The 12,540-nt window shown below is 56.7% G+C and carries 10 protein-coding genes; 3 read left to right on the plus strand and 7 right to left on the minus strand.

Features of this window, described 5'->3' with window-relative positions:
* Window positions 1-17: 17 nt before the first annotated feature.
* Both lexA and ACUW6V_RS10505 read right to left on the minus strand, forming a co-directional pair.
* Complete coding sequence (lexA, locus tag ACUW6V_RS10500) at window positions 18-626, minus strand: transcriptional repressor LexA (RefSeq protein ID WP_007888886.1); 609 nt, start codon at window positions 624-626, stop codon at window positions 18-20.
* 108 nt (window positions 627-734) lie between these two features.
* Window positions 735-1,103: a diacylglycerol kinase gene (locus tag ACUW6V_RS10505; RefSeq protein WP_004388588.1), complete on the minus strand. Its 369-nt coding sequence runs from the start codon at window positions 1,101-1,103 to the stop codon at window positions 735-737.
* 132 nt (window positions 1,104-1,235) lie between these two features.
* Here ACUW6V_RS10505 and plsB point away from each other — a divergent pair, with 132 nt between their 5' ends.
* Window positions 1,236-3,662, plus strand: coding sequence for a glycerol-3-phosphate 1-O-acyltransferase PlsB (gene plsB, locus ACUW6V_RS10510; RefSeq protein WP_004388587.1), 2,427 nt, complete (start codon window positions 1,236-1,238; stop codon window positions 3,660-3,662).
* A 403-nt stretch (window positions 3,663-4,065) separates the two neighbouring features.
* Here plsB and ubiA read toward each other — a convergent pair whose 3' ends face one another.
* The 5 genes from ubiA to malK form a co-directional block, all read right to left on the minus strand.
* Entirely contained in the window at window positions 4,066-4,938 is an 873-nt protein-coding gene (gene ubiA, locus ACUW6V_RS10515; protein ID WP_454038335.1) for a 4-hydroxybenzoate octaprenyltransferase, read from the minus strand.
* On the minus strand, window positions 4,938-5,447 hold the full coding sequence (ubiC, locus tag ACUW6V_RS10520; protein ID WP_004388585.1) for a chorismate lyase: 510 nt from the start codon (window positions 5,445-5,447) through the stop codon (window positions 4,938-4,940). The genes ubiA and ubiC overlap by 1 nt, the downstream gene beginning before the upstream one ends.
* Window positions 5,448-5,629: 182 nt before the next feature.
* The gene (malM, locus tag ACUW6V_RS10525; RefSeq protein ID WP_171964228.1) at window positions 5,630-6,571 is read right to left on the minus strand and encodes a maltose operon protein MalM; all 942 of its coding nucleotides are present in this window, start codon (window positions 6,569-6,571) and stop codon (window positions 5,630-5,632) included.
* Between the two features lie 123 nt (window positions 6,572-6,694).
* Window positions 6,695-8,014: a maltoporin gene (locus ACUW6V_RS10530; protein WP_097582509.1), complete on the minus strand. Its 1,320-nt coding sequence runs from the start codon at window positions 8,012-8,014 to the stop codon at window positions 6,695-6,697.
* A gap of 43 nt (window positions 8,015-8,057) precedes the next feature.
* Window positions 8,058-9,167, minus strand: a complete 1,110-nt coding sequence (gene malK / locus ACUW6V_RS10535) for a maltose/maltodextrin ABC transporter ATP-binding protein MalK (RefSeq protein WP_004387536.1) — start codon at window positions 9,165-9,167, stop codon at window positions 8,058-8,060.
* A 369-nt stretch (window positions 9,168-9,536) separates the two neighbouring features.
* On the opposite strand from malK, the gene malE reads away from it, so the two are divergent.
* A complete protein-coding gene (gene malE, locus ACUW6V_RS10540) occupies window positions 9,537-10,727 on the plus strand; it encodes a maltose/maltodextrin ABC transporter substrate-binding protein MalE (RefSeq protein ID WP_004387535.1) in 1,191 nt (396 codons plus the stop codon).
* A gap of 268 nt (window positions 10,728-10,995) precedes the next feature.
* On the plus strand, window positions 10,996-12,540 hold the full coding sequence (gene malF / locus ACUW6V_RS10545; RefSeq protein ID WP_014727954.1) for a maltose ABC transporter permease MalF: 1,545 nt from the start codon (window positions 10,996-10,998) through the stop codon (window positions 12,538-12,540).

Genomic DNA, 12,540 nt, shown 5'->3' on the forward strand with positions numbered 1-12,540 from the left:
GTGAGCCAGGAAAGGGCTCAGAGCCATTCGCCGTTGCGGATAACGCCGACCGCCAGACCTTCGATAGAGAAGTTATGCTCGCGCAGATCCACCACAATCGGTTTAAACTCGCTGTTTTCCGGCAGAAGCTCAACGGTATTACCCTGTTTTTTCAGGCGTTTTACCGTTACTTCATCATCAATGCGCGCGACGACGACCTGCCCGTTGCGCACATCCTGCGTTTTATGAACCGCCAGCAGATCGCCGTCCATAATCCCAATATCTTTCATCGACATCCCGCTTACGCGCAGCAGAAAATCGGCGTTTGGCTTAAACAGGCCAGGATCAACCTGATAATGCCCTTCGATATGTTGCTGAGCCAGCAGCGGTTCACCCGCCGCCACACGCCCTATCAGCGGCAGCCCGTTTTCTTCTTCCTGCAACAGACGGATACCGCGCGACGCGCCGGAGACAATCTCAATCACCCCTTTACGCGCCAGCGCTTTAAGGTGCTCTTCCGCCGCGTTCGGCGAACGGAAACCCAGACGTTGCGCGATTTCCGCACGCGTAGGCGGCATGCCGGTCTGGCTGATGTGATCCCGAATGAGATCAAACACCTCTTGTTGCCTGGTAGTTAATGCTTTCATTCCGCCCCCTGGGTGCATATACAGTGATGCTGTGAGTATATACAGCTAAAGGTGATTTTAAAACCATAACCGGTTAAAAAAGCGCTTCTTTCGCGATTTCTGGAAAACTTATCGCAAATGCTGCCAGAGCAGCGTGACCCACACGACGAGCGCGAGGATAATCGACAGCAGAACGGCGGCGGAGCCCATATCTTTGGCGCGCCCTGAAAGCTCATGAAATTCAGGGCCGATGCGATCCACCACCGCTTCGATGGCGCTGTTGAGAATTTCGACAATCATTACCAGCGTAACGGAGCCAATCAGCAGCACGCGGGTGATCGGATCGACATCCAGCCAGCAGGCGATAAGAATAGCCGCTATCACGGCGACCCCTTCCTGGCGGAACGCCGCTTCATTTTTCCAGGCGGCGCGTAATCCCTTCCAGGAATAGCCGGCAGCGTTAATAATTCGGGTTAACCCCGTGGTGTTATTGGCCATGACAAGAAACCTTTTTTAAATTCAGGCGTCAATGCTAATGCGCTTCGATAAAGAAGCACCACAGAAATTCTACGGAGTTTCTGATATTCTTGCGCCGCAATTGCATTATTAACCAGAGGCTTTACATCGTTTATGTCCGGTTGGCCACGAATTTACTACAAATTACTTAATTTACCATTAAGCGTGCTGGTAAAAAGCAAGTCCATCCCGGCGGCGCCTTGCCCCGAACTTGGGCTCGATACGTCACGCCCTATCATGTATGTGTTGCCATATAACTCGAAGGCGGATCTCCTGACGCTACGCGCGCAGTGCCTGGAGCACGATCTGCCCGATCCGCTGGATCCGCTGGTCATCGACGGCACCGAACTGCCGCGCTATGTGTTTATCCATGGCGGCCCCCGCGTGTTCACTTACTACACGCCGAAAGAAGAATCGATCAAACTCTTCCACAACTATCTCGATCTGCATCGCAGCAACCCGGATCTCGATGTCCAGATGGTACCGGTGTCAGTTATGTTTGGCCGCTCGCCAGGCCGCGAAAAAGGCGAGGAAAACCCGCCGCTGCGCATGCTGAACGGCATTCAGAAATTCTTCGCGGTCTCGTGGCTTGGCCGCGACAGCTTTGTGCGCTTCTCACCGCCCGTATCGCTGCGCCGTATGGCGACCGAGCACGGCACCGACAAGCGTATCGCCCAGAAACTGGCCCGCGTGGCGCGCATGCACTTCGCCCGCCAGCGCCTCGCCGCCGTCGGCCCGCGCCTGCCTGCGCGCCAGGATCTCTTTAATAAACTACTCTCGTCAAAAGCGATTGCCCGCGCCGTCGAAGACGAGGCGCGCACTAAAAAAATCTCGCACGAGAAAGCCCAGCAGAATGCTGTCGCGTTGATGGAAGAGATCGCCGCCGACTTCTCCTACGAGGCGATTCGTATTACCGATCGCGTGCTTGGTTTCACCTGGAACCGCCTCTACCAGGGCATTAACGTGCATAACGCCGAGCGTGTGCGCCAGCTTGCGCACGACGGCCACGAAATTGTCTATGTGCCCTGCCACCGCAGCCATATGGACTATCTGCTGCTCTCGTATGTGCTCTATCATCAGGGGCTTGTGCCACCGCATATCGCCGCGGGCATCAACCTGAACTTCTGGCCCGCCGGGCCGATTTTCCGCCGCCTGGGCGCGTTCTTTATCCGCCGCACCTTTAAGGGTAATAAGCTTTATTCGACGGTGTTCCGCGAATATCTCGGCGAACTTTTCAGCCGTGGCTATTCGGTGGAATATTTCGTGGAAGGCGGGCGTTCACGTACCGGTCGTCTGCTTGACCCGAAAACCGGCACGCTCTCCATGACCATTCAGGCCATGCTGCGCGGCGGCACCCGCCCGATTACGCTGGTGCCGATTTACATTGGCTATGAGCATGTGATGGAAGTGGGCACGTATGCCAAAGAGCTGCGCGGTGCCACCAAAGAGAAAGAGAGCCTGCTGCAGATGCTGCGCGGCTTAAGCAAGCTGCGTAACCTCGGTCAGGGTTATGTGAACTTCGGCGAGCCGCTGCCGCTCATCACCTTCCTGAACCAGCACGTGCCGGAATGGCGTGATGCTATCGATCCTATCGAAGCAGTACGCCCGGCGTGGCTGACGCCAACGGTGAATGAGATTGCCGCTCAGCTGATGGTGCGTATCAACAACGCAGGCGCGGCCAACGCCATGAACCTGTGTTGCACCGCGCTGCTGGCCTCGCGCCAGCGTTCGTTAACGCGCGAGCAGCTTACCGAGCAGCTCGATTGCTACCTGAGTCTCCTGCGTAATGTGCCTTACGCCGCAGATGCCACGGTGCCGGATGCCACGGCAACGCAGCTCATCGAACACGCGTTGCAGATGAATAAGTTTGAAGTCGAGAAGGACACCATCGGCGACATCATCGTGCTGCCGCGTGAACAAGCGGTGCTGATGACTTACTACCGCAATAACATCATGCATATGCTGGTGCTGCCGTCGCTTATCGCCGCTATCGTCACCCAGCATCGTCGCATCAGCCGCGAGGCGGTGCAGCAACAGGTGGAACTGTTATTCCCGATGCTGAAGACGGAGCTGTTCCTGCGCTGGGAAAAAGAAGAGGTGTCGGCGGTCGTCGATGCGCTGGTTAACGAGCTGGCGCAGCAGGGGCTTATTCTTGCTGACGACGAATGGCTTCAGGTGAACCCGGCGCGCTCCCGCACGCTGCAGCTGCTCGCCGCTGGCGTGCGCGAAACGCTGCAACGCTACGCGATTACCTTCTGGCTGCTGAGCGCGAATCCGTCCATCAACCGCGGTACGCTTGAGAAAGAGAGCCGCACGGTGGCGCAGCGTCTTTCCGTACTGCACGGCATTAACGCGCCGGAGTTCTTCGATAAAGCCGTGTTCTCAACGCTGGTGCTGACGCTGCGTGATGAAGGCTATATCAGCGATACGGGTGATGCCGAACCGGCGGAAACCATGAAGGTTTACCAGATGCTGGCAGAGCTGATGACCTCCGATGTGAGGCTGACTATCGAGAGCGCGGCGGCACAAGCGGGCGCGTGATTGAGTCTGGCGACAGACAGTAACAAGGCGGGGAAACCCGCCTTTTTTATTGGCGAAAAACAGGGGTAATGGCTGATAACTATTTGGGTGGTGGGTGCGCTTCGCTTACCCGCCCTACAAAATTAACCCCGGCAGGCATGCCTTTAACACGGCGGGTGCGCTGCGCTTATCCACCCTGCCCAATTAACCCCGGCGGGCATCCCTTTAACACGGCGGGTGCGCTGCGCTTACCCACCCTACAACATTAGCCCGGCAGGCGCGCATTTAACGCGATGGGTGCGCTGTGCTTACCCACTCTACTCATAACCTTGATCGCCGAAAAAATGTAGGGCGGGTAAGCGCAGCGCACCCGCGATCACCGCACGGCCGCCAGCCATAAAAAAAGCGGGTTTCCCCGCTTTTATCAGAACTTCAGATAACTTAGCGCCAGGCCGATAAACACCAGCAATCCCACGTAGTTATTATTCAAAAACGCGCGGAAACAGGCGTCGCGATCGCGCCCGGCGATGATTTTTTGCTGCCAGATAAACAGCACACCCGCGCCTGCGAGACCGGCATAGTAAAACGCCCGCAGACCGTTCAGCCAGCCGACTGTGCCAAGCAGCGCCAGCACGGCTATCTGCAGCAGTCCGATTATCAGCTTGTCGTGGCGTCCGAAAAGGATGGCCGTCGACTTCACGCCGATTTTCACATCATCGTCACGATCGACCATTGCATATTCCGTGTCATACGCCACCGCCCAGCAGATATTGGCGAAAAACATCAGCCAGCAGCTTAACGGCAGCGACTCGCTCACCGCGCAAAACGCCATGGGAATCGACCAGCCAAACGCCGCGCCCAGCACCACCTGCGGCAGATGGGTGTAGCGCTTCATAAACGGATACATCCAGGCCAGCGCCAGCGCTGCCACCGAGAGCAGAATAGTTTTTACATTCAGCGTCAGCACCAGCAAAAACGACAGCAGCACCAGGAAGACGAACAGGTTACGCGCCTCTTTTTCGGTCACGTCACCGCTCGGCAGAGGCCGGTGCGCGGTGCGCTTCACGTGCCCGTCAAATTTGCGGTCGGCGTAATCATTCACCACGCAGCCTGCGGCGCGCATCAGCCAGACGCCTGCCACAAACACCGCGAGTATCCACAGCGGCGGCACGCCGGGCGATGCCACCCAGAGCGCCCACAGCGTCGGCCAGAGCAGCAGTAACGCGCCGATCGGCTTATCGGTGCGCATCAGGCGGTGATAGGCGAGCAGCTTATTCTGCGTCAGGCTCCACTCCATTATTTTTCCTCTCCGTACAAAGGTGATGCAGGTAAAAACAGTTCAGTCAGCAGCAGCGGTTTGCCGGAAAGCCTCAGCAGAGAGCGGCGTCCCCAGAGTTCGTCGCTGCGGCCCGGCTGGATAAAATCACGCGTGAGGGTGGATGAGGTAAACAGATAACGGCCCAGCGGCGTGGTACCGAGCTGCTGCAACGCCAGCTCCGGCCCACAAAGTGTAGACTCCGGCACCAGCGTGCGCCCAACCAGCCAGGGCACGCCGTCGCCGCACAGCAGGATTTCGCGCAGCCAGTAGCGCGGCTCATCAGGCAAAAACTCGCCCTCTTCCTCCAGCGCCTCGGGGCCGACAAAGCCCTCAAACAGCATGTCGACCGTCACGCGCTCGCAAAAGCCTTCGAAACGGCGGGTCATGGAATCTTCCAGCATCAGCCAGTCGAGCAGCGAACTATCAAGCGTGCTGATATCGTCAAAAAAGGACAACGCGCGCAGTTGTCTCAGCGCGGGATGGGACATGCGTGACTCTCCGGGGCCAAAAGTGGACGTATTGTAACGCAGAACCAGCAAAACGGGGGCGGGGAAACAAGGAGTACGAACAAAAGCGCAACATGGGTGCAACAGGACGGCATGCTGCGCCAGGAAAAAAGGTGCGCGCAAGCGCACCAGGTGTTGCAAACATCAGCAGCGTGGGGAGACTGTCACCCCTTGCCTTTTACGCTGCTGATAAAAGTCTTACGTGCCGTGGTGGAGCCGAGACGCTCCGCTTCATCCAACAGTTTCAGCGCTTTATCGACATCGCCTTTCGCGACCGCCTCTTTAATGGCGCGGTTGAAATAGGCTTCGGTGTCGTTAAGTACCGGCTCGCGCTTCGCGGCAGGGGCTGGCGCAGCCGCCGGTGCGGCAGGCGCTGGCGCGGTATAGGCCGTAGCTGGTGCGGCGGTGTTGCCGACCGTCACAGACGACGGGCCGGAAGAACCAAACAGCGGGCCGACCAGAACGCTGGAGGAGGAGTTCGTGCTTACTTTCAGTTTAAGCTTGCCGTCAGGCGTGTGGCGCGCCACCGGATCGGCGATATCTGGCACAGCGTTACCTACGCCTTTGGCGTATGCCTTCGCCGGGTTGGTCATGGTGGTGGTCTTCTGCAGATCCTGCGGCGTGGTGAAAACCAGCAGGTACAGTTTCTGCTGCCCCAGCGCAGGGGTCAGCTTGATAACCCCTTCGAGGCGGTCTTCAGAAACCACGCCCGGTTCCTGATAGGTAAAGTAATTGCTCGGGAAGTACGCGGCTGGCGTTAAGTTTTGATCCAGCACCAGCACGTTCGGGGCATAAATACCGGTCTGTTTGTTCGCAAGGCTGGTGAGCGTAATGGTCAGTTCGCCGATATTCGCCGGTACGCTATAGGCAGCGACTTTACCGCTAATGCCCGGTACGTTGAGGGTTTGCCCCACAGCGGCGAGATCGGTGGTCTGGGTTTGCGACTGCGCGACGGGCGTCCAGGTCAGGCGCTGTAATTCACCGGTCGGGATAGCGGGTGCAGCGGCAGTGTTCTGCGGCACGATATTCACATCAGCGAAGCTGACGGCGGGCAGGCCTGCGAGCAGCCCTGCGCTTAAGCATAATGCGACGAGACGTTTTTTCATTTTTATTACCTCGGATGGAGAGGGAAACGGTAGCCAGGCAATAGCGCGCTTCCCGCAAATCTGTACTTTTCAATGAGGGTTAAGAGGGGCTTTCGCCCCTCTTGTTACAACACTAACGCGTGATTACCACCAGATTTCCATCTGGGCACCGAAGGTCCACTCATCATTGTCGCCACGGCTGCTGTTACCAAACTCGGTAAATGTGCCACTTTTGACGGCTTCAGAGGTGGTAGAACCGTTAGAGGTTTTGACATAACCCCAATTCTCATCCCACTTGGCGTAGGTTGCGAACACACGCAGCGCCGGGCGAGACCAGATGCTGTCGCCTGCCTGCCACTGTTGCGCCAGGGTGATTTTGTACTGACTATTGGTTTCATCAACCTGCTGAGACTTAACGTTGTCATAACCGACTTCCAGCAGGGTGCTCATGATCGGCGTCCATTTGTACATTGGGCGCACACCGACGGTCCACCAGGTATTGCCGCGATTGTTATCGCGATCGGTATCCTGATACATCGCCACATACATCATGTCCCAACGATCGCCCATTGAGATTGAGCCGTGATCCAGAATACGGATCAGGCTACCGTCGTTATCAACTGCACCACCGCGAGCCTGACCTTTACCCTGAGAAATCATGGAGTCGGTCGCATACTGAACGACGAATTTGTTGAAACCAGTACCGATGGTCTGGGTATGTTCGGCAGTGAACATCCAGCCATCTTTGGAGGCGCCAGGTTGCAGGTAGTAATCATCCGGAATATTGGTATGACCGTAATCGACACCTAACTCCAGCGCGCCGTTCGGGTTGGTTTCAATGCCAGCCCAGCGAACATCAAATACATCGTTTGGCACTTCATTGTTATAAGTACGAATGCCAGTTGTTGCATCACGATCGCCAAAGGCTGAAGAACCGCCCTGTTCAGTCGAACGCGTCGCAGCAAGAGAGAGTTTACCTACGCCCAGATCAATATTTTCGATACCTGCGCCTGGGCCGGAGATATCCCAGTAGTAGAAGTCGATCATATGAACGTCATGACGCTGATAGAAGCGCTTACCTGCCCAAATGTTTGCACCCGGCAGAGAGTCGATCAGGTTTTTACCAACCACGTTGAATTCACGAATCGCTGGCGTTTCACTGTTTTCCCAGTCGTTAAGCTGGGAAGATTTGTAAGCGATATTCGAGTCAAAATAGAAACTCTTATCGGCTTCCTTCCATACTTCCTGGCCTAATTTAAGTTCCGCATAGGTTTCACATTCGTTACCCAGACGGTATTTAGCATCGGCACCTGTTGCCTGAAAACATTGTTGCACGCCGCCACTGCCGGTCCAGCCGATGCCGGAACGGGCATAACCTTTGAAGTCCACAGCCGAGGCCTGAGCGGCGAAAATGCCCGCCATCACGGCCACAGCCAGAGGGAGTTTACGCAGAGTTATCATCATTCTATCTCCTGAGATCATTGCTTTTCTTTGTAAGCGGGGGCGCTTAAACGCCCGGCTCTTTATGCAACCGACGACAGGCGGTGCCATCTTCCCGAAAAAGATGACAACGCTCCGGCGGCAAGCCGATAGCGAATGTGGCGCCCTCTTCTACCAGCACGACGTCATTCTGGCGGTAGACCAGGTTCTGACGCAGCGCAGGGATTTGGATATGAATCTGAGTTTCATGACCTAACTGTTCGACCACCTGCACCTCGCCTTCCAGCGTCACATCGGCGATATCACTCGGCAGGAGGTGTTCGGGGCGAATGCCAAGAGACATATTGGCACCCACCTGAACATGGGTACTTTCCACCGGCAGCCAGACCAACTGGCGGTTCGGCAGCTCCACCTGCACCTGATCGATAGCGGTGGCGGTGACCTTCACCGGCAGGAAGTTCATTTTCGGCGAGCCGATAAAGCCCGCGACGAAGCGATCTGCCGGGTAGTGATAAAGCTCCAGCGGCTTGCCCACCTGGGCGACGCGGCCTGCGTCCAGCACCACGATTTTGTCGGCGAGCGTCATCGCTTCGACCTGATCGTGGGTGACATAAATCATGGTGCGCTTAAGGCGCTTGTGAAGACGGGAGATCTCAATACGCATCTGCACGCGCAGCGCGGCGTCGAGGTTTGAGAGCGGCTCATCGAGCAGGAATACGGAAGGCTCCGCCACCAGCGTACGGCCAATCGCCACACGCTGACGCTGACCGCCGGAGAGCGCTTTCGGACGACGATCCAGCAGGTGCGCCAGTTGCAGCACTTCCGCCACCTGAGTGACGCGCTGGTTGATGGTTTCTTTGCGGGCGCCTGCCAGCTTCAGGCCAAAAGACATGTTTTCAGCCACGGACAGATGCGGATAGAGCGCGTAAGACTGAAACACCATCCCCACGCCGCGCTCGGCGGGCGGCACGTCGTTCATACGCTTGCCGCCGATATGCAAATCGCCGCTGGTGATGGTCTCAAGCCCGGCAATCATACGCAGCAGCGTGGATTTTCCGCAGCCCGACGGCCCGACAAATACGACAAACTCGCCTTCGGTGATATCGAGATTGATATCCTTTGATACCACCACATCGCCCCAGGCTTTTGTTACGTTGCGAAGCTGAACGCCTGCCATTCCCTTCTCCCTTGTCTACTTCACCCGCTTGCCGCGGGAAAAACACGTTGACGGCACTATGCGCCTTACGCGAGGGCGAGCCATCCTCCACCCCCGCCTTTTTTATGGGGGAGGAGACGGGAGGATGAGGGGTTGTCAGCCGTCCTGCGGCCGGGCGGCTCGCGGCGATTTTCGTGATGTAACCGGCAAAAAACGCAGCGGTTTTCTGTGCGCGAGGCCACAGAAAATCCACTTATGTTATGCAGATCACACTACGAGGCGGTGGGGCGTAGAGGAAAGGAGGATGAGAAGCGCTTGTCAGATGCCCAGACTGTTACACGTAAAGCCAACACGTGTATCCACGCGCAAACCACTAAAAGGATAGGAGTTATGAAAATTAAAAGCGGCGTACGCCTCCTCGCCCTCTCAGCGCTGACGACGGCGCTCTTTTCTGCCTCTGCTCTGGCCAAGATCGAAGAAGGTAAGCTGGTTATCTGGATCAACGGCGACAAAGGCTATAACGGCCTGGCCGAAGTGGGTAAGAAGTTTGAACAAGACACCGGCATCAAAGTGACCGTTGAGCACCCGGATAAACTCGAAGAGAAATATCCGCAGGTGGCCGCGACCGGCGACGGTCCGGATATTATTTTCTGGGCGCACGACCGTTTTGGCGGCTACGCACAGTCTGGCCTGCTGGCGGAAATCACGCCGGAGAAAGCGTTCCAGGACAAACTCTACCCGTTCACGTGGGATGCGGTGCGCTATAACGGCAAAATCATTGCTTACCCGGTTGCCGTGGAATCGCTGTCGCTGATTTACAACAAAGACCTGGTACCGAACCCGCCGAAAACTTGGGAAGAGATCCCGAAACTCGATAAAGAACTGAAGGCGAAAGGCAAGAGCGCGCTGATGTTCAACCTGCAGGAGCCGTACTTCACGTGGCCGATCATCGCGGCGGACGGCGGTTACGCGTTTAAGTTTGAAAACGGCAAGTATGACGTGAAAAACGTCGGCGTGGATACCGCGGGCGCGAAAGCGGGCCTGAACTTCCTGGTTCAGCTTATCAAAGATAAACACATGAACGCTGACACCGATTATTCCATCGCAGAAGCGGCGTTTAACAAAGGCGAAACCGCCATGACCATCAACGGTCCGTGGGCGTGGGCCAACATCGATAAGAGCAAAGTCAATTACGGCGTGGCGCAGCTGCCGACCTTTAAAGGCAAGCCGTCTAAACCGTTCGTGGGCGTGCTGAGCGCAGGTATCAACGCCGCCAGCCCGAACAAAGAGCTGGCGAAAGAGTTCCTGGAAAACTACCTGCTGACCGACCAGGGTCTGGAAGCGGTAAACAAAGACAAGCCGCTGGGTGCCGTCGCGCTGAAATCTTACCAGGAGAAACTGGAGAAAGATCCGCGCATCGCCGCCACCATGGCGAACGCGAAAACCGGTGAAATTATGCCTAACGTGCCGCAAATGTCCGCATTCTGGTATGCCGTACGTACCGCCGTCATCAACGCCGTAACCGGTCGTCAGACCGTGGACGCCGCGCTGAAAGACGCGCAGGGCCGTATCGCGAAGTAACCCTTGTGGAAAATGGCGGGTGCGCGTTGCTTACCCGCCCTACAACACCATTCTCAGAGAGTTACGGTGGGTAAGCGACGCGCACCCACAAACACCATGTAGGGTGGGTAAGCGAAGCGCACCCACGAACACCATGTAGGGTGGGTAAGCGACGCGCACCCACGAAAAAAAGCAGGTGGGTTAGCGCAGCGCGCCCACCACACCCTGTAAGGCATTACACCGTGGCACGGCCACACCTACGTTTTCATCGTTGTTGAGGATTATCCCCATGGATGTCATTAAAAAGAAACACTGGTGGCAAAGCGACGCGCTGAAATGGTCGGCGATTGGTCTGCTGGGCTTGCTGGTGGGTTACCTTGTCGTTTTAATGTACGCACAGGGGGAATACCTGTTCGCCATCATGACGCTGATTTTAAGCTCAATTGGCCTCTACATCTTCGCGAATCGCCGCGCCTACGCGTGGCGTTATGTTTATCCGGGCCTCGCGGGCATGGGGCTGTTCGTGCTCTTTCCGCTCGCCTGCACCATCGCCATCGCCTTTACCAACTACAGCAGCACCAACCAGCTCACGCAGGAGCGCGCGCGTGAAGTGCTGATGGATCGTAAATATCAGGCAGGCGAAAGCTACACCTTTGGCCTGTATCCCGCAGGTGATCAGTGGCGTCTCGCCCTCTCGGACGGTGCCAGCGGCAACTATTATGTCTCTGAACCGTTTAAATTTGGCGGCGAGCAGAAACTGAAGCTTTCCGCCGCGCCTGCCCTGCCAGAAGGCGAACGCGCCAGCCTTCGCATCATCACGCAAAATCGTCAGGCACTGAACCAGCTCACCGCTGAACTGCCGGACAAAAGCCAGCTCGTTATGAGCTCGCTGCGCCAGTTCTCCGGCACCCGTCCGCTCTATACACTCGCCGATGACGGCACGCTCACTAATAACCAGAGCGGCGTGAAATACCGCCCGAATAATGACATCGGCTTTTATCAGGCGGTGAACGCCGACGGCCAGTGGGGCGATGAGAAGCTGAGCCCAGGTTATACCGTGACGATCGGCTGGGATAACTTCCTGCGCGTCTTTGCCGATGAAGGCATCCAGAAACCGTTTATGGCTATCTTCGTCTGGACGGTTGTTTTCGCGGCGCTGACCGTCGTGCTGACGGTGGCGGTCGGCATGGTGCTGGCATGCCTGGTGCAGTGGGAATCGCTGAAGGGCAAAGCCATCTACCGCGTGCTGCTCATCCTGCCGTATGCGGTGCCGTCGTTTATTTCCATTCTGATTTTCAAGGGGCTGTTTAACCAGAGCTTTGGTGAAATCAACATGATGCTGAGCGCGCTGTTTGGCATCAAACCGGCGTGGTTTACCGACCCGACGACCGCGCGCACCATGATCATCATCGTCAATACCTGGCTTGGCTACCCGTATATGATGATCCTCTGCATGGGGCTTTTGAAAGCGATCCCGGACGATCTTTATGAGGCTTCCGCGATGGACGGCGCCGGCCCGTTCCAGAACTTCTTTAAAATCACGTTCCCGTTGCTTATCAAACCGCTGACGCCGCTGATGATCGCAAGCTTCGCGTTTAACTTTAATAACTTCGTGCTGATCCTGCTGTTGACCAACGGCGGCCCGGACCGCATCGGCACCACCACGCCTGCGGGCTATACCGACCTGCTGGTGAGCTACACCTGGCGTATCGCCTTTGAAGGCGGCGGCGGTCAGGACTTTGGCCTCGCGGCGGCTATCGCCACGCTTATCTTCCTGCTGGTGGGTGCGCTGGCGGTCGTGAACCTCAAAGCCACGCGCATTAAGTTTGATTAA

Source organism: Cronobacter sp. 153480017-3, assembly GCF_053627815.1.

What these genes read in the sequence shown, in the direction of transcription:
- lexA (WP_007888886.1), bottom strand. Translation starts at nt 626, where the DNA reads ATGAAAGCATTAACTACCAGGCAACAAGAGGTGTTTGATCTCATTCGG.
- ACUW6V_RS10505 (WP_004388588.1), bottom strand. Translation starts at nt 1,103, where the DNA reads ATGGCCAATAACACCACGGGGTTAACCCGAATTATTAACGCTGCCGGC.
- plsB (WP_004388587.1), top strand. Translation starts at nt 1,236, where the DNA reads ATGTCCGGTTGGCCACGAATTTACTACAAATTACTTAATTTACCATTA.
- ubiA (WP_454038335.1), bottom strand. Translation starts at nt 4,938, where the DNA reads ATGGAGTGGAGCCTGACGCAGAATAAGCTGCTCGCCTATCACCGCCTG.
- ubiC (WP_004388585.1), bottom strand. Translation starts at nt 5,447, where the DNA reads ATGTCCCATCCCGCGCTGAGACAACTGCGCGCGTTGTCCTTTTTTGAC.
- malM (WP_171964228.1), bottom strand. Translation starts at nt 6,571, where the DNA reads ATGAAAAAACGTCTCGTCGCATTATGCTTAAGCGCAGGGCTGCTCGCA.
- ACUW6V_RS10530 (WP_097582509.1), bottom strand. Translation starts at nt 8,014, where the DNA reads ATGATGATAACTCTGCGTAAACTCCCTCTGGCTGTGGCCGTGATGGCG.
- malK (WP_004387536.1), bottom strand. Translation starts at nt 9,167, where the DNA reads ATGGCAGGCGTTCAGCTTCGCAACGTAACAAAAGCCTGGGGCGATGTG.
- malE (WP_004387535.1), top strand. Translation starts at nt 9,537, where the DNA reads ATGAAAATTAAAAGCGGCGTACGCCTCCTCGCCCTCTCAGCGCTGACG.
- malF (WP_014727954.1), top strand. Translation starts at nt 10,996, where the DNA reads ATGGATGTCATTAAAAAGAAACACTGGTGGCAAAGCGACGCGCTGAAA.